At 43.9% G+C, this 14,611-nt stretch carries 21 protein-coding genes and 1 pseudogene; 11 read left to right on the plus strand and 11 right to left on the minus strand.

Features of this window, described 5'->3' with window-relative positions:
* Nucleotides 1-25: 25 nt before the first annotated feature.
* Nucleotides 26-301, minus strand: coding sequence for a transposase (locus BT127_RS15800; protein ID WP_075425924.1), 276 nt, complete (start codon nt 299-301; stop codon nt 26-28).
* Nucleotides 302-516: 215 nt separating this feature from the next.
* On the opposite strand from BT127_RS15800, the pseudogene BT127_RS15805 reads away from it, so the two are divergent.
* Nucleotides 517-726 (plus strand): annotated as a pseudogene (locus BT127_RS15805) (DUF4368 domain-containing protein); the annotation flags it as partial.
* A gap of 77 nt (nt 727-803) precedes the next feature.
* Here BT127_RS15805 and BT127_RS15810 read toward each other — a convergent pair.
* Genes BT127_RS15810 through BT127_RS15840 form a run of 7 tightly spaced genes read right to left on the minus strand, consistent with a single transcriptional unit; the run spans nt 804 to nt 2,734 of the window.
* Nucleotides 804-1,160 carry a hypothetical protein gene (locus BT127_RS15810; RefSeq protein WP_075425925.1) on the minus strand — a complete coding sequence of 119 codons (357 nt, stop codon included), beginning with the start codon at nt 1,158-1,160 and terminating at the stop codon, nt 804-806.
* Between the two features lie 47 nt (nt 1,161-1,207).
* On the minus strand, nt 1,208-1,501 hold the full coding sequence (locus BT127_RS15815; protein WP_075425926.1) for a hypothetical protein: 294 nt from the start codon (nt 1,499-1,501) through the stop codon (nt 1,208-1,210).
* Nucleotides 1,502-1,517: 16 nt separating this feature from the next.
* Complete coding sequence (locus BT127_RS15820; protein WP_075425927.1) at nt 1,518-1,724, minus strand: hypothetical protein; 207 nt, start codon at nt 1,722-1,724, stop codon at nt 1,518-1,520.
* 46 nt (nt 1,725-1,770) lie between these two features.
* Entirely contained in the window at nt 1,771-2,055 is a 285-nt protein-coding gene (locus tag BT127_RS15825; RefSeq protein ID WP_075425928.1) for a hypothetical protein, read from the minus strand.
* Nucleotides 2,056-2,101: 46 nt separating this feature from the next.
* Nucleotides 2,102-2,302: a hypothetical protein gene (locus BT127_RS15830; protein WP_075425929.1), complete on the minus strand. Its 201-nt coding sequence runs from the start codon at nt 2,300-2,302 to the stop codon at nt 2,102-2,104.
* Between the two features lie 16 nt (nt 2,303-2,318).
* A complete protein-coding gene (locus BT127_RS15835; protein ID WP_075425930.1) occupies nt 2,319-2,507 on the minus strand; it encodes a hypothetical protein in 189 nt (62 codons plus the stop codon).
* A 47-nt stretch (nt 2,508-2,554) separates the two neighbouring features.
* Nucleotides 2,555-2,734, minus strand: a complete 180-nt coding sequence (locus tag BT127_RS15840) for a hypothetical protein (protein WP_075425931.1) — start codon at nt 2,732-2,734, stop codon at nt 2,555-2,557.
* A gap of 512 nt (nt 2,735-3,246) precedes the next feature.
* Between BT127_RS15840 and BT127_RS15845 the strand changes: the two genes are divergently transcribed.
* The 6 genes from BT127_RS15845 to BT127_RS15870 all read left to right on the plus strand — a co-directional run bounded on the left by BT127_RS15845 (nt 3,247) and on the right by BT127_RS15870 (nt 9,039).
* Complete coding sequence (locus tag BT127_RS15845; RefSeq protein ID WP_075425932.1) at nt 3,247-3,801, plus strand: RNA polymerase sigma factor; 555 nt, start codon at nt 3,247-3,249, stop codon at nt 3,799-3,801.
* Nucleotides 3,794-5,116 carry a hypothetical protein gene (locus BT127_RS15850; protein ID WP_075425933.1) on the plus strand — a complete coding sequence of 441 codons (1,323 nt, stop codon included), beginning with the start codon at nt 3,794-3,796 and terminating at the stop codon, nt 5,114-5,116. The genes BT127_RS15845 and BT127_RS15850 overlap by 8 nt, the downstream gene beginning before the upstream one ends.
* Nucleotides 5,117-5,131: 15 nt before the next feature.
* A complete protein-coding gene (locus tag BT127_RS15855) occupies nt 5,132-6,559 on the plus strand; it encodes a dockerin type I domain-containing protein (RefSeq protein ID WP_075425934.1) in 1,428 nt (475 codons plus the stop codon).
* A 14-nt stretch (nt 6,560-6,573) separates the two neighbouring features.
* Nucleotides 6,574-7,248: a hypothetical protein gene (locus BT127_RS15860; protein WP_075425935.1), complete on the plus strand. Its 675-nt coding sequence runs from the start codon at nt 6,574-6,576 to the stop codon at nt 7,246-7,248.
* Between the two features lie 278 nt (nt 7,249-7,526).
* Complete coding sequence (locus BT127_RS15865; protein ID WP_075425936.1) at nt 7,527-8,087, plus strand: RNA polymerase sigma factor; 561 nt, start codon at nt 7,527-7,529, stop codon at nt 8,085-8,087.
* Complete coding sequence (locus BT127_RS15870) at nt 8,074-9,039, plus strand: hypothetical protein (protein WP_075425937.1); 966 nt, start codon at nt 8,074-8,076, stop codon at nt 9,037-9,039. The genes BT127_RS15865 and BT127_RS15870 overlap by 14 nt, the downstream gene beginning before the upstream one ends.
* Before the next feature lie 212 nt (nt 9,040-9,251).
* On the opposite strand, the gene BT127_RS15875 is transcribed toward BT127_RS15870, so the two are convergent.
* The 3 genes from BT127_RS15875 to BT127_RS15885 all read right to left on the minus strand — a co-directional run bounded on the left by BT127_RS15875 (nt 9,252) and on the right by BT127_RS15885 (nt 11,303).
* Nucleotides 9,252-9,464, minus strand: a complete 213-nt coding sequence (locus tag BT127_RS15875) for a hypothetical protein (RefSeq protein ID WP_009984578.1) — start codon at nt 9,462-9,464, stop codon at nt 9,252-9,254.
* Between the two features lie 136 nt (nt 9,465-9,600).
* The gene (locus BT127_RS15880; RefSeq protein WP_075425938.1) at nt 9,601-11,001 is read right to left on the minus strand and encodes a relaxase/mobilization nuclease domain-containing protein; all 1,401 of its coding nucleotides are present in this window, start codon (nt 10,999-11,001) and stop codon (nt 9,601-9,603) included.
* Nucleotides 10,950-11,303 (minus strand): plasmid mobilization protein, encoded by a 354-nt coding sequence (locus tag BT127_RS15885; protein ID WP_075425939.1) that lies wholly within the window; start codon nt 11,301-11,303, stop codon nt 10,950-10,952. Before BT127_RS15885 ends, BT127_RS15880 begins: the two co-directional genes overlap by 52 nt.
* 531 nt (nt 11,304-11,834) lie before the next feature.
* Here BT127_RS15885 and BT127_RS15890 point away from each other — a divergent pair.
* The 4 genes from BT127_RS15890 (at nt 11,835) to BT127_RS17020 (ending at nt 14,576) form a co-directional block, all read left to right on the plus strand.
* Nucleotides 11,835-12,164 carry a hypothetical protein gene (locus BT127_RS15890; protein ID WP_318257301.1) on the plus strand — a complete coding sequence of 110 codons (330 nt, stop codon included), beginning with the start codon at nt 11,835-11,837 and terminating at the stop codon, nt 12,162-12,164.
* Between the two features lie 375 nt (nt 12,165-12,539).
* On the plus strand, nt 12,540-14,108 hold the full coding sequence (locus BT127_RS15895) for a recombinase family protein (RefSeq protein ID WP_075425940.1): 1,569 nt from the start codon (nt 12,540-12,542) through the stop codon (nt 14,106-14,108).
* An 82-nt stretch (nt 14,109-14,190) separates the two neighbouring features.
* Nucleotides 14,191-14,379, plus strand: a complete 189-nt coding sequence (locus BT127_RS15900) for a DUF6364 family protein (protein ID WP_075425941.1) — start codon at nt 14,191-14,193, stop codon at nt 14,377-14,379.
* 35 nt (nt 14,380-14,414) lie between these two features.
* Nucleotides 14,415-14,576, plus strand: a complete 162-nt coding sequence (locus BT127_RS17020; protein ID WP_175541994.1) for a hypothetical protein — start codon at nt 14,415-14,417, stop codon at nt 14,574-14,576.
* Nucleotides 14,577-14,611 lie beyond the last annotated feature (35 nt).

Here is a 14,611-nt window from a genome sequence, read left to right on the forward strand (position 1 = left end):
ACGAACAGGTGACGTTCGCTTGTCTTTACTTCTTCCGGTCTTTTGCGAAAAAACCGAGTGCGTCCTTGAGAATATCATTTGCTTTGCGAAGCTCGGCATTTTCGCGCTCAAGCTCAAGATTACGCTGCTTAAGCTCTTCGTCGGTCATCTGATACTTCTTAGCTTTGGCAGCGGCATTTCGCTTTGTACGCCAATCAGACAGTGTGTAATACTGGATACCTAACTGCTGAGCAGCCTTTTTCAGTCCGATCTCATCCGAGAGCTTTAATGCTTCTTCTTTGAATTCTTTACTGTACTTCATAGTCGTTTTCCCTTTCCGGTTTTGTTACTTATATTCTACCAGATTTTTGGGTGTTTGTCGACTGCTCTTTCAGTATAACACTTCATTTCTTACACCTTATTATTTATTTTCGTATAATTGCACAAAAGCCATGGCGTGTTATTGTGCAATGTATAATATAAGATGATTATAAAAACAGAAGCCTCGGATATCAGCATAACAAGCTGTAAGTATTGTTCACCTCACCGGTACAGAAGTATGAGCATATCACTGAACTTACACCTGAGATCATGCATGAGCTTATCAGTAAGATTGTCGTACACGCTTCCGATAAGAGCAGTGGTCATCGCACTCAGCAGATAGATATACACTATCGCTTCGATGTTGCCGTAACGACTGCCGTTGCTGATAGTATGAAGTACGACAAAAAGAGAAAGGCTGCATAACCGCATAGGCTATGCAACCTTATCTTCAAATCCTAAAAACTTCTATATCGGCGCACCTCTGATGAACCGTCCTTTTTTTATAATGTTCTCTCCTCTCCCTGCATGGAGAATGGTTTCTCTTTTTCATTTCTTTCATAGAATCTCTTATAGGCTCTTGCAAGTGCAGCGGTATCATCAGTGTTGATATTATATTTTTTGATGTATTCATCGAAGTCGATCTTATCGTTGATCCGTTTTATTATGTCCTCAACGGTGTTTGCATCTCTGGAGCAGAACATTTCTATTCCGTTCAATGGCTGTGTGAGTTTTCCTTCTGCATCCAGATAATCATAATTGATTGCTCTAAGGATACCATCATGAACGCCTTTTATAATTATGTACTCATTGTCTTTATAGTTATAGTTCTTGACCAAAGTCTTATATGTTTCTTTCATGGTACAATCCGTTCTCCCCGTCATGCCGGTAGGACAGCTAACATTAGTTATTTGATATATAAGTCGTAAAGTACATCGCGGTATGAGCTTATCCTTGATGCTCTATCCTGAATGGTGATATATTCATATCTATCATAGTCAATACTGTCGAGCATCATGCCGAATGATCTTTCAGTGTCGATTTCCTTTGCTATGGTCGCTTGATAGAGGTTCTCAAGGAGCTGTGATGTTGTATCATCGCTTCTTATAGTACCGATATTCTTCATGACTTTCTCTATTACTTCATTGGTATACGCTGATAGCCATACGTTCAGTCTTTTGGCAAACTCGTGATTATCCATGATTAATTTCTCCTTTTCAAGTAAGTAAATGACCGTTTCTCAGGCTTATTCTGCCATAGTAGTAATTAGCTTTTCCCTTCTGTACAAGCAGTTCTGCATATGTGTGCAGCTGTTTCAATGTCATATCTTCTGAAAGTTCTTGCAGTTTGTTTGTATCAGGGAAATCACATGGAGGTAAGTTCTTCAAGTTCCTTATAAGATTTTCAAACATGATCTTTCTCATTGGAGCTTCCTTTCTCCCCGTCATGCCGGTAGGACAGCAGCTACTTTTATACTACGTCATATTTTACATTCTTTGCGATATAAGCAAGTACAAGCGTGTGCTCAATCTTAGCGATTTCAGCAGCGTTTCTTACGATCTCACACTGGAATTCATTTGTCATAAAGGAATGACTGTCATCCTGTTTCATGATCTCAGTGCAAGTGGACTCAACATTTTCATCGTCCAGATGTCTTATGCCTACGTCCATAAGGTGGCTTATAGCCATTCTGAATATCATTTCGTTGCTTCTTCTCATTTCGTCAAGTTTCTTAGCTGCTTCTTTGTAGTTCATAGTAAACTCCGTTCTCCCCGTATAGCCTGTTAGGTCAGCTTTTGAATTACTTTTTAACTTCTTCCCATCTGGTTATTACCTTCATGTCTAATACTCCGATACTTTTAATATATTCCCTTGTGGTTTTAAGAGCTTTACCAAATTGTTTGTTACAAATGAACTGTCTGAGATAAAAACCGTGTGAGTTTGATGTTACTTCCCATGTTTTTTGCGGATTGTATTTATCCTGATACAGTGTTTTTATCATTGGTGTTCTCCTTTGTCTATTTCTTGATTGCTGCGAATTCCATGTGGTAAATATCTATTGATTTTCCTTTTATGTCCCAATCAGGAAGTATAGCGTGAGTTGGCTCCGTGTATCCGCATTTAACAGCGTCCTCTGGATTTTCAAAGATCGCACTTATCGTTACAGTACAGAAGCGTGGTGTTACTATTCTTGTTCCAAGTTCCATTTTTTACTCCTTATCTCCCCGTTATGCCGGTAGGACAGCATGTTCTGTTAGTCAAATCTGCCTTTTGCATCGAGTGGGACTTGCTCAATCCAAACTTCTGAGTCTTTGGTGTACCCGTATTCTCTGAAAGCTTTCTGTGCTTCACGCTTTGTCGTGAATGTTTCATTGAGTATTCTCATACCGTAGTCTGAGAACAGTCCACATTTGAAGTCCTTCGATGTAGCCATTTGAGTTCCTTCTTTCTATTCAGTTTTCAAGTTCCTGTGGTTTTTCCTTAACCTATGTATATATTATACCATATACACGGCTATACGTCAACGACATTTCACTGATTTATAGCCAAAAATGGCATATTTTGTATGATTGCGCTCATATACACGGCTATACGGTTTGCTTTTTGTGCGATTATACAATTTTATGCGCTGCACTTGACTATTACACGGCTATATGATAGAATGAATATATCAAATTTAATTCGTTGCACCCTCCCGAACACCTTACGAACAATCAAATAGTGCAATAAACAGACGATTTTGCTATAATGGAAGTAAGAGCTATTCTTCAATCTGGAGAGTAGCTCTATTTCTATAATTGGGCTTGAAAAAGCGGAGTTTAAGCCTTATAATAAGAATGTATAAAAGATTTCCGAGAAAAATTTTTCAGAAGTGAAATATTTGCGAAGCGAAAATTGACTATATGGGTAGAGGACCTCTACGCCTCACGGAAGGAGGCATATCCAATGGATGATGCATCAATCATTGAGTTGTTCCGTGAAAGAAATGAACAGGCGATCGCTGAAATGAAGCGGAAGTATGACAAGCTGTGCTGCTATGTGGCTGGCAATATCCTTTCTCAGCGTGAAGATATAGAAGAATGCGTAAATTCTGCTTATTACGAGATATGGAATAACATACCGCCTGACGATCCAAACGATTTCAGATCATACCTGTGCCGTATTGTGCGTAATATCGCAATCAACAGGCTGAAATATAACTCTGCTGAAAAGAGAAATCCGCAATTCACCGTTCCGATAGATGAGATCGCTGAAACAGTCCCCTTGGACGATGACAAGAGCGTATCCGATGATGCACTTGCCGATGCGTTTAGCCGTTTTCTGCGTAGTCAGGACGAAAGACACCGAAATGTGTTTATCAGGCGCTATTGGTTTGGCGATTCATTATCTCAGATCGCAGAACTTTACGGTATGAAGGAGAAAACCGTTGCCACTTATCTTTTTCGGACAAGAAAAAAACTAAAAGCCTTTTTACAGAAAGAAGGGTACAATTATGAATGAGCTAAGATTTCTCGAAATAATGGGGGAAATCGACGATGACCTTATCAGAGGTGCTATGTCTGATACAAAGCAGAAGGATAGCCGTATCGTCACCAGGAGAAATATCTGTGCATTCGGTTCTGTCGCTGCCGCTGCTGTGATCACGGTTGGCTCTGTTGCTTTCTATAATGCCCATAAGCCCTCGGACTTGCTTGCAGATCATTCGGTCATCGAGCAGGATAATTCTCATAAAGATGATGGTAATTCCGAACATCAGGGCATTCCTGCCACCACAAGCAGTGACAAATCAGAGGAACATACAACAAACAATTCAGCAATCGCATCACAAACAGATAAACCACAAGAAGATACCAAAGGAACAGTTACTACGCCAGAAAAAACCACTGATGCAGTCGAATCGGAAAATGCTGCAAGCAAGACGGATTCACAGACGCAGCGTCAGAGCGATAGTTCAGCACCGGATACACAACAAGGAACAGCACAGGAACATGATCATACTGATCCGCCAGAAGATCCGACCTCCGCAAATAATTACTACCAAAACTTCAAAGCTACGGTCGATCCCTATTCTGATGCTTATGGCGAGGATGAGCTGCATCTTGTAAGCGTTATTATTTCGGGCAGATATTATTATCAGCTCGACACCTCAGAACACCCTGCACATAATATCTCCGCTGTTGTATCCGACAGCGATTTCGGTGAGTATGTCGGAAGAATTACTGAATTATACGAACATGACGATCCTTCCATATATACTGTATCTTCACAAGAACCGAATCTTTCAGGAGCAGATGTTTATTACTACGCTCCTGCGGATAGTTCCGCTGTTATCATTGTAAAAAAGGGAGAACAATGCAGCATCTTCGTGTTTAATGGTATGACGACAGCAACTGATGAAAACTCCGCTTTTGCAGAAACTTTCAAGGTCTATGGTGCATATTCGGCTGATGATATAGAGAGTATCTCCTTTACGATCACTGTACCAAACGGTGCAGTATATGAAGTTGCACAAGCGGGAACGATCACCGACAGAAACAGAATCGCTTCTATCGTGGATATTCTGTATCAGCTCAAAGCGGAGAACACTTCTGATTCGGCATCTGCAACTCCGCAATGGGTGATTGATGCTTGGGAGGCGTGCAGAGCAAATCCGAGTGCCTATACAATGGAAGATATTACTTTTGATATTGTTTTCAAGAATGGCACGGTGTTGAAAGATGTAACCTATCAGCCTTTTATCGGAAACGGCTATGTCGCAGGAATGCAGGAACTTACAGCGGAACAGAACAATGTTCTGAAAGAATTACTGAGATAGAACAGGAGAAATTAAATGATAAAGAGAAAAATAATATCTGCATTGCTTGCTGTATCGCTCAGTTCAGCTTTGCTTTCATCATTGCCCGTAAATGCTGAGGGATTCAGCATCAAAGGCGATGTGAATGCCGATGGAGTATTTGATGTAGCTGATGTGGTGCTGTTGCAAAAATGGCTTCTTGCCGTTCCTGATACGCACCTTGAAAACTGGCAGGCAGCCGATCTTTGCAAGGACAACAGGCTCGATGTGTTTGACCTGTGTCTGATGAAACGGGAGCTGATATATGCAAGCGAAGCCGTACATATCACTTCTCCTGCTTGCAAAGCAGCGGCTTTTGCCTGTGCGGACGATGGCGAACTGCTTTATTACGATAACATCAATGAGCATATCGCTCCTGCCAGCCTGACAAAGCTGCTGACCGCCTCGGTCGCTCTGCATTATCTGAGTCCTGATACGGTAGTTACCGTAGGCTCGGAACAGAATCTTGTGAGATCGGGTTCCAGTTTATGCCTTATCAGACCGGGACACAAGCTGAAATTATACGATCTGCTCACGGGTATGCTCATGGCTTCGGGCAACGATGCAGCTTATACCGTAGCGGTAACAACAGCAAGAGCTGTACAGCCTGATACAGCAATGACGGATGCCCAGGCAGTCGCATACTTCTCAGAGCTGATGAACAGCTACGCAAGCTCTATCGGTATGAAAGACAGTCACTTCACGACTCCCGAAGGCTGGGACGATGCGAGCCAGTATACAACGGTTTCCGATCTGCTTGTATTGGCGAATCACGCATTTTCGATACCTGAGATAAAGACGATAACAGGCACTTATCAGAAAAAGGTATACTTTGTGTCGGGCGAAAATATCACATGGACGAACACCAACGCTCTGCTGAATCCAAACAGCGCCTATTACTGTGCTGATGCTGTCGGCATTAAGACAGGCACTACCGCAAGTGCAGGAAACTGTCTCATTGCCGCCTTTGAGAGAAATGGAAAGACCTATCTTTCTGCTGTTGTAGGTTGCGGCACAGGCAATGACAGATATGAGCTGACACTGAAAATGCTGTCGCAATTCGGCGTGGCTAATGAGGTAAAGCTGTCCGTCGCACCGAATGTTACAGAAAGCGTCCCGTCTTCATCTGCGGAAGAAGCAACGCCCGTAACAACCGAGACAACAACAGTCGCACAAATTGTTTCTGACAGAACAGAGATATTCAATAGGCTGAATTCACTGGAATACATACCGATCACCTGTGACGGACTGCCTGAGTACAAGCTGACAGATGATAAAGGTGCTGTATACTGGCTGAATCTCAGCAGTAAATGGATATGGAAAGACGGTGTTGACGCAGAAGCTGTACTGCCCGATGATATTATCACTTGGCTTACAGACAACAAGGATAGCATAGATATGAATACAACGGAATACTACGAATAACAGGAGGGATCATTATGAAAATTAGAATGATAGCAATAACAGCATTTATGGCTGTTGCACTGGCAGGCTGCGGACAGATCGACGAGCCTTTGACAACTACGAATAGCAACGATCAACCTGCTGCTCAGATCGAGGTGCAGACTGCATCAAAGAGCGATGCTCCTGCTGAAAGCACTTCTGAAACGGAAAACACCTCAACTACACAGAAGGCAACAGAGAAAACAAGTACGGAAACAACAAGTGATGTTTCGCTTTCTGAAACGCAGGCAGAAGATAGCACTATGAATGTAATATCGGAGAATAACGATACACCTCAGCCGCAGGCAGAGGAAAAACAATCCCCGGCAGAAACGGAAAAGTCTGCTGCTACTGCAAGTACCACTCAGGCAACCACTACACAAGCTGAAACACCCAATGCACCTGTTGTTGCTGATAGCGGACAGGCTGACGATGTTTTCAAGATGCTTGATAGTTTGAATTATCTTGCAATAAGCTGTGACGGCTTACCTGAATATCAGATAACTGCTTCGGACGGTACAGTATATCTCATTAACTTCGACGGAGCTTGGGTATGGCGCAGACCGAGCCTGATCGCTGATGCGGATAATGAAGCTCCTCTTACGCAGGAAGTCATTGATGCGATATACGCAAATTGGGATCAGCTCAATATTGTGAAAACTGAATGGTAACATCTATTAGACGGCACGGAGAATGCTCTCTGTGCCGTCTTTCTTTTTCAGTGGGTGTTCTCCACTATAATCATCACGCACAGCAATGAGTGGCATTTCCGTTCGTCTGAGAACAATTTCTCCTTGACAGTATTATTCAAAAGTGATAAAATCACAATAGCAATTACAGCACATTGCACAAACTTCATGTTTTTTCAAATAATCGCGCGTAGTTTTCCCTGTTTTTGTTGTTTAATAAGTGAAAACACAAGAAAGTGCTTTCAGAAAGGAGTTTGTCGATGGACAACGGTGCAAGTAGCTACCGCCGTTTCCGTGACAATGGTGACGTATCTGGTTTCGATGAGATCGTAATGGATTACAGCGACGGTCTGATGCTATACCTGACAAGTATCGTCGGAAGCATCTGGACAGCGGAGGAGCTTACTGAAGAAACATTCTTTTTGCTCGGCACGAAGAAGCCGAAATTCAAAGAAAACTATTCCTTTAAGACATGGCTCTATACGATAGGCAGAAATATTGCACTCAATTACCTTAAAAAGAATGCCAAACATCTGACAGTTCCGATTGAAAATGCTCCTGAGCTTATCAGTGATGAAGCAGCAGTTGAGGATGCATACATCAAAAAGGAACAGCAAATTGCAGTTCACAGGGCTATGCGAAAGCTGAAACCTGAATATCAGCAAGTGTTATGGCTTATATACTTTGAGGGATTGAGTATTAAAGAAGCTGCTAAAGTCATGAAGAAAAGTGTCCGCAGTACAGAATCCATTTTATATCGGGCTAAGAAGTCACTGAGATCACAACTTGAAATGGAGGGTATTGATTATGAAAAAACGTGAAGAAATGCTAAGAGATTTACATCGTCGGATGGATGAGTACGAATCCGAAAGAAGGATGAAACGGGCGAAGATGGCGAAGGTCGCTGCCTCGGTTACACCTGTATGTGCGGCAGCAGTTGTCGGCGTTGGGTTGTGGAAAGGCGGAGTATTGACTTCTAACCATGACCAGCTTATCAACAGCACTGTAGAATCAACGGCATCTGATGTGATTGTGTCTGCTGACAATGATTCATCGGCTGACAAGCATTCAGCTAACACCAAGAATACCGCTAATAAAAATGGTGAACCTACAACATCAGAATCAACAGCAGATCGTCAGGTTGCAACCTCAGATGCTGCTATTCCTCGTACTACTGAGAACGGCGAGAATGTGATCGAGGACAGCGATGCAGATAATGCTTCTGTTGAAGCAAATACTCCTGTGGCTGATGATAGAGGTGCGCTTGTCTCAGATAACTCCACAATCACTAATACTGAGCCACAGAGAGCAACAGAAGCCCCTGCGGTGCAGACCGAAGCTCCTGTTCAGCAGACTACTCCGCCTGTTCAGCAAACAGAACCTGCGTCACAGAGCGTTCCTGATAATTCTGGAAATCCTTCAAATGGTGGCAGCAATATGTGGTGTCTGTTTCGTTGCACTATTGAATGGAATGGTGTAACATATAATGATAATACCGAGATTAATGCGTCCGCATACACACAGGATAAGTATATCGGTAAAGTCAGTGATTTTAAGGGTGAATACAAGGATTCGATCAATTACCTTATCCATCCCGACGACAGCGTTTATACAACAAAAGAGAATCCTTATGTTCTACTTGTTGTGAAGGCTGAGCCTTTCCCGTTCTATGGTTCTGTAATAGCAATGACAAATCCAGCTTTCTTAGATGGCGTTGTATATAGACCGCATACTGAAGATGTACCTTATGAGGACATTCAGGTATGGAATTAAGCTATAATGTCAGTTTTCAGGCAATCTACTACTGTTTTGATACTCTAAGCAAATGAATACACAGGCAACAGGCACGGAGAACGCTCTCCGTGCCTTGTTTGTTTTAAGAGGATAGTTTTCCCCATAACCGTCACAGACTGCTCTGAGGGACATTTCCGTTCGTCTGAGAGCAAAGTAAAAGGCTCTGCATTTCTGCAAAGCCTTTTTGCTGATTATTCATCTTCGTCTGAACACTCTGACAAGCCGTGCGTGAGCTGAATGTATATGCACTCTGCTCGGTCACGCTCCTCGCCCTCTGTGGTCATCATGAGTTCAAGGAAATATGCCTTTGCCTGTTCGTAGTCCGTCCAGACCTCATGCTTGCCGTTGCAGACAGTCGTGACCTTGCGTGTTCTCGGCATCGCCAACTCAGGAATTTTCAACATAAAAGCACCTCCGAAAATGTATTGTAGCTATATTATACTCCGCACCATTTCCGCAGTCCAGCATATCGGGATAATTGTAATAATTCTTGTGCAGGGCGCAGCAATATCGCAGATTTCCTCGGTGCAATGTGCTGTACTATTCAAGGTCATTCCGCTTACGCTTCTGCTGTTGTCCTCGACTCTGCTCCTGTCGCAGATATTCCTCTATCGTCCTCGTCGCTTCGGACAGCTCACGGGACTTCTTATCCGCCTGATTGTATTCCGTATTTTTCTTCGACAGCTTTTTCTGCAAAGATGCGATATGCTTTTCAAGATTTTCGACTTTCGGAATATTGCCTGACGGGTAAAGCTCCAAAACCTGTTTGCAGGTTTCGTGATATTCGGCAATATCGCCGCCGTGTTCCTTGCGGTACTTTTTTTCCTCCCGACCGCTGAGTGCTTTCAGTTCCTCTCCGATATGCTTGACCTTGCGATATTTTTTCAGCACTTTGAGTTTTTCTTGCAAATCTTTGATCTGTGCGTTCAGGTCATTCAGTTCACCGACAAGATGCGCCCTTTCAATAAATGCCGCCATCGCAGCACCACGAACCTGATTCGGCTCAACACCGTATGCGGTGATAATATTTTTTGCGATGCTTGCCACCTTCATATTGCCACGGTCGATAGCATCACGGACAAACTTGTTCTCCTCAGCTTTCGGAGTGATTTGTCTTACTTTGATTCTCGGAACATATATCATACCGCCCTGATACTGTGCGATACGCCCTTTGATCTGCTCGGTTTCATAATACCAGCCCAGCGTCCGGCTACGGGTGAACTTCGCTCTCGGATTGCGTTCCTTTTGCTCGGCAAGCATAAATTTCAGGTCGATCTTGTGGTCGGGATTGTATTCGTAGAGTATGCCGAAATCTGCGCACTTGGCAAGGAAGTCCTCAAAGTTTTCGCTTACCTTGATAACCTGATCTATGGCGTATTTCAGTTTTGCTTTCCACGATAATCCCTGCCGTGACATATCCCATTCCCAATGGTTCTTTCCTTTGCCCATTTCGGGATGTTCGATTACGGATAAGTGATGCTGTTGGCATACCTCGTCCGTGATATTCATGAGTTTCTGAAACGACCTGTCCTGCTTGGTAGTCCTGCGGTTCTCATGAGTTTCAAAAGTCCTGCCGTCAATGCAGTTGGTGTTATTGAAAACGGTGTGTAGGTGGATATGAGCTTTATCAGTATGGCAGGTCATGAAATACTGATATTCGCCTTTAAGGAACTGCTCACATATCTCCTGACCGAGCTGCAAGGCTCGTTCGGGAGTAATTTCACCGGGCTTGAAACTAACAATGAAGTGCTGGGCAAGAACGGAGCTTTTGCCAGTGCCATGTTTCCGAATTTCCTCAAAATCATGACTTGCCTGCAACGGATCAGAGCTGCAACCTTCTGTGATAATGAGCCTGCCGTTATCCGTCTTTTCAGGATTTGCGATGTAGTTCAGTGCTGCAAGGTCATCAGCAGAGATTGAAAATATCTTAGTGGTTGCCAGAGCTTGTTCACCCCTTCCTTGATCTCGGCAATATCATCATCGTAAACTCTGCCGCCGCTGTTTGCTCTCACGGCGATCTGATTGATATTGCCTGAGATGTTCCTTGCGAGGCGGAGAATCTCGCTCAGCTTCTCCTCGTTAAACTGGACGATGTAGCCATCGAAGATCATCGCCCTGACGAACTCGCTCCTTGACTTCATTCCGCTATTGCGGAATTTGCGGTCGATAGCATCAAGCTCCTCACGGCTCACCCTGATCTTCAGGTAGAGATCACGGCGATTCTTGTTTTCTTTCTCATTCATTTTGGTGTAAACCTCTCTTTTTATTTTTCTGTGCAGGGTTTCAGGGGCGGCAGCCCTCTGACAAGCGGTGCGAATTGTGGGTTGCCGTTAGTGCGCCCACGATTTGCCGAGCTTGCGATTTGTGTTAGCCCCTGCGGGGCTATTTTGCATTTGAGCCTGTCGGCTCAGATGGTTTCCGCACTTCCGTGTGTGGAATTGGAGCGTCAGCGACTATATTTCTCTGTGACTGATCGCTCCGCTGCCGTCCCTATGATAAATATACTGGATAAATCTCGAAAAGTCAATGAATCAGAAAAATGGTATTCGTCAAAATGACAGTTGCGGGTTTCTATGCTCTCAGAGTATCGTAACCCCCTCATAACTGCACTTTTCTGAAAATTCTATCACTCCGATTTCGGGCGGTGTTGAGAAAAGTTTGTCTGGTCTGCCAGTAGATTTTTAATGGAATTACGCGCTATAATTGGAGTGTGAACAGGAGAAATCAGAGCTTCGGCTCATGGAATATGTGAAAAGACAAAAATCGAAGGTGAGGTGATTCCCATAGCACTCTATTCTGAAAAGATCGCTGAGAATGATCGCAAGATCGAACAGCTCTCCAAGAACATCAAGCGTGATACGGAAAAGCGCAAGAAGCTCATGGAGGAAAATGCCCGACTGAGCTATCAGGCGATCTGTGAGCAGTACAACTGCACGGGGCAGGACTTGCTCAATATTCTCAGCAGAGAACATCAGCAGGCTGAGATGCTCCAGACAAGTGGTCTGAGCGATGCAGATATTGCAGAGCTTGCAGGCAGCAGTCGCTCGTCTGAGGACAGCGATGACATTGCGTTCTACGATAAGCAGGACGGCGATGAGAACTAAAATGTCTGAATGGTCACAAGGCATTTTCCCCGTAACCGACGGGACGATTTTTATGGATACAGACAGCAGGAAGTGCGAAAATGGAACGAGCTGTCGGAAAGGATAGTGTAGAACGAACGAGAACGCATCTGTCGCAGAGAGAGAAAAGGCAGATAAGGTTATTACAACTGCAAAGGGTACGAAGGTCTTTATTTCGTATCCGACTGATGTCTCCGATGTGATAAGGCAGGAAAAGATCAACCATATTTATGACATTCTCACTCAGCACAAATCGGAATAATTTGCAAAAAACTATTGCAATGGCAGCCGATTTGCGCTATGATATAGATATAGCAAGATCGGCTGTCGATTGCATATAATCGGAGGTCGATAAACATGAAAAAGAAGGTAACAAACAACGGCGGAGTGACTGCGATCTATGTCCGCCGTTCCGTAGCGGACAGGGATAACAATTCGCTGTCCATCGAATCGCAGAAGGAGGATTGCATCAAATATGTAAGCGAAGATTGTGTGTATCGCCTGTATTGTGATAACGGATTTTCGGGAAAAGACACTGAGCATAGACCAGCTTTTCAGCAGATGATGAGCGATGCCCGTGAAGGTCTTATCAGTCGTATCGTTGTAAAAAAGTATGACCGCTTTAGCCGTAATCTGCGTGACTATCTGAATGTTTCTGAGGAACTGGACAAGCTCGGTGTGACTGTTTACTCGCTCTCTGAGCCGTTCAATACGGAGACTAAGGAAGGGCGCATGATGCGAAACAATCTCCTGAACTTTGCGGAGTTTGAGAGAGAAACCATCGCAGGCAGAGTGGCAGATGCGTATGATACCAGAGGGCGTGAAACGGGTTTCTATCAGGGCGGTACAATGAGCTTCGGTTATACCACACAGCGTATGACTGTGAACGGCAAGAAGGGTTCGGTGCTTGTCCCCTCGGAACAAGCTGATGCACTTCGTCTTGCATATCAAATGTATGCAGAGCCGTCAACCTCGCTCCGTGATATTCTCACATATTTTAAGGAGCATGAGGACGAGATCCGCTATCTCCGCACTGATGAGTATGGCGGTAAGAATGGAAGTCACAGCGGAAAACTGAACGCTGGCTCACTGTCTCAGCTTCTCAAAAATCCAATCTATGTCCGTGCCGATAAAGATGTGTACGCTTTCTTCCAGAGCCGTGGCTATGAGATCATAGATGAGGTCGAAGCCTACGACGGCGTTCACGGAGTTTTTATGCACGATAATGCTGACGGCGGAAAATATGTCAAGGTCGGTTATCATGAGGGGCTGGTTTCCTCGGAGCTGTGGCTGAGAGTTCAGGATAAGAAAAGCACCAATAAACGCTTTCAGACAAACAGGAAGGCTCTCAATTCATGGCTTGTAGGTCTGCTGAAATGCAGGGAGTGCGGAATGTCTGTTATCATTGATATGCAGAAAAAATCACCGACCAATATTCACAGATACCTCGCTGACAGCGGCTGGCTTACGATCGACAAGTGTGTTGCAAGAAAGTACAGCATCAGAATTGACGATATTGAGGAGAGCGTCTACGCAGCAATGTGTGAGAGATTACAGCAAATTGAGATTGCCCATAAGCAAAAAGAAGCTCCCGATATGGAAGTCGAGAGCATCAAGGGCGATATTCTGAAACTGGATACCGAGATCCGTTCCCTCATGGACAGAATGGCAGAAGCGGACGATGTGGTGTTCGCCTACATTCAGCAGAGGATCAAAGAGCTGCACTCCAGGAAGTCTGAGCTTGAACGCAAGTTGCAGACCAAGTCTCGTAAGCGTAGGGCAATCAACACAAAACCGCTGACTGAACCGCTTGCCATGTGGGATACCCTGACGGTGCAGGAAAAACATGATGTTGCCGCTGAGATGATCGAGGTCGTTTACATCTCACATCACAGCGAGGACATTGAAATCAGATTTGGCATTTGAATATGCCGTAAAATAGGTATTTTTATGAAGTCGTAAAGTGCGCGAGAAGCAGATACAAGTAACAACGAGATCGGAGCATACTATGTATAATGAAAATGCTAAGAACAGAACCATGAAATATATGAAAGAGAGCCGTGACAAGCTCACACTGAACCTTCCGAAAGGCAAGAAAGATGAATACAAGGAATATGCTAAATCCAAAGGTCAGAGCCTGACAGAGCTGATAATGAGCTTGATTGAAGCAGACATGCAAAAGAACTCAAAGAAATAACTTTTCTTTTTCAATAGGGATACTATTATAAAGGTTTGAAAGAATGGCAATCTGACGGTGAGAAAGGATTTCTGCTTGATACTTGTCTTATGATGCAGGATAAGATGAAAGCAATCCTTGATTACTTCAAGATAGAATATGACCACACCGAAATTACTTTTCGTGAGCTTCTGGATCGAAGCGGCAGAACACTATAACTGATTAATCAAGGAGTATTATATGACAAATAAAG

Source organism: Ruminococcus sp. XPD3002 (genome assembly GCA_900119535.1).
Classification (GTDB): Bacteria; Bacillota; Clostridia; order Oscillospirales; family Ruminococcaceae; genus Ruminococcus; species Ruminococcus flavefaciens_H.

Coding starts and splice junctions, on each gene's coding strand:
- BT127_RS15885 (WP_075425939.1), bottom strand. CDS start 11,303: ATGAATGAGAAAGAAAACAAGAATCGCCGTGATCTCTACCTGAAGATC.
- BT127_RS15820 (WP_075425927.1), bottom strand. CDS start 1,724: ATGAGAAAGATCATGTTTGAAAATCTTATAAGGAACTTGAAGAACTTA.
- BT127_RS15860 (WP_075425935.1), top strand. CDS start 6,574: ATGAAAATTAGAATGATAGCAATAACAGCATTTATGGCTGTTGCACTG.
- BT127_RS15835 (WP_075425930.1), bottom strand. CDS start 2,507: ATGGAACTTGGAACAAGAATAGTAACACCACGCTTCTGTACTGTAACG.
- BT127_RS15825 (WP_075425928.1), bottom strand. CDS start 2,055: ATGAACTACAAAGAAGCAGCTAAGAAACTTGACGAAATGAGAAGAAGC.
- BT127_RS15850 (WP_075425933.1), top strand. CDS start 3,794: ATGAATGAGCTAAGATTTCTCGAAATAATGGGGGAAATCGACGATGAC.
- BT127_RS15800 (WP_075425924.1), bottom strand. CDS start 301: ATGAAGTACAGTAAAGAATTCAAAGAAGAAGCATTAAAGCTCTCGGAT.
- BT127_RS15875 (WP_009984578.1), bottom strand. CDS start 9,464: ATGTTGAAAATTCCTGAGTTGGCGATGCCGAGAACACGCAAGGTCACG.
- BT127_RS15840 (WP_075425931.1), bottom strand. CDS start 2,734: ATGGCTACATCGAAGGACTTCAAATGTGGACTGTTCTCAGACTACGGT.
- BT127_RS15845 (WP_075425932.1), top strand. CDS start 3,247: ATGGATGATGCATCAATCATTGAGTTGTTCCGTGAAAGAAATGAACAG.
- BT127_RS15815 (WP_075425926.1), bottom strand. CDS start 1,501: ATGGATAATCACGAGTTTGCCAAAAGACTGAACGTATGGCTATCAGCG.
- BT127_RS15870 (WP_075425937.1), top strand. CDS start 8,074: ATGAAAAAACGTGAAGAAATGCTAAGAGATTTACATCGTCGGATGGAT.
- BT127_RS15895 (WP_075425940.1), top strand. CDS start 12,540: ATGAAAAAGAAGGTAACAAACAACGGCGGAGTGACTGCGATCTATGTC.
- BT127_RS15900 (WP_075425941.1), top strand. CDS start 14,191: ATGTATAATGAAAATGCTAAGAACAGAACCATGAAATATATGAAAGAG.
- BT127_RS15865 (WP_075425936.1), top strand. CDS start 7,527: ATGGACAACGGTGCAAGTAGCTACCGCCGTTTCCGTGACAATGGTGAC.
- BT127_RS15830 (WP_075425929.1), bottom strand. CDS start 2,302: ATGATAAAAACACTGTATCAGGATAAATACAATCCGCAAAAAACATGG.
- BT127_RS15810 (WP_075425925.1), bottom strand. CDS start 1,160: ATGAAAGAAACATATAAGACTTTGGTCAAGAACTATAACTATAAAGAC.
- BT127_RS15855 (WP_075425934.1), top strand. CDS start 5,132: ATGATAAAGAGAAAAATAATATCTGCATTGCTTGCTGTATCGCTCAGT.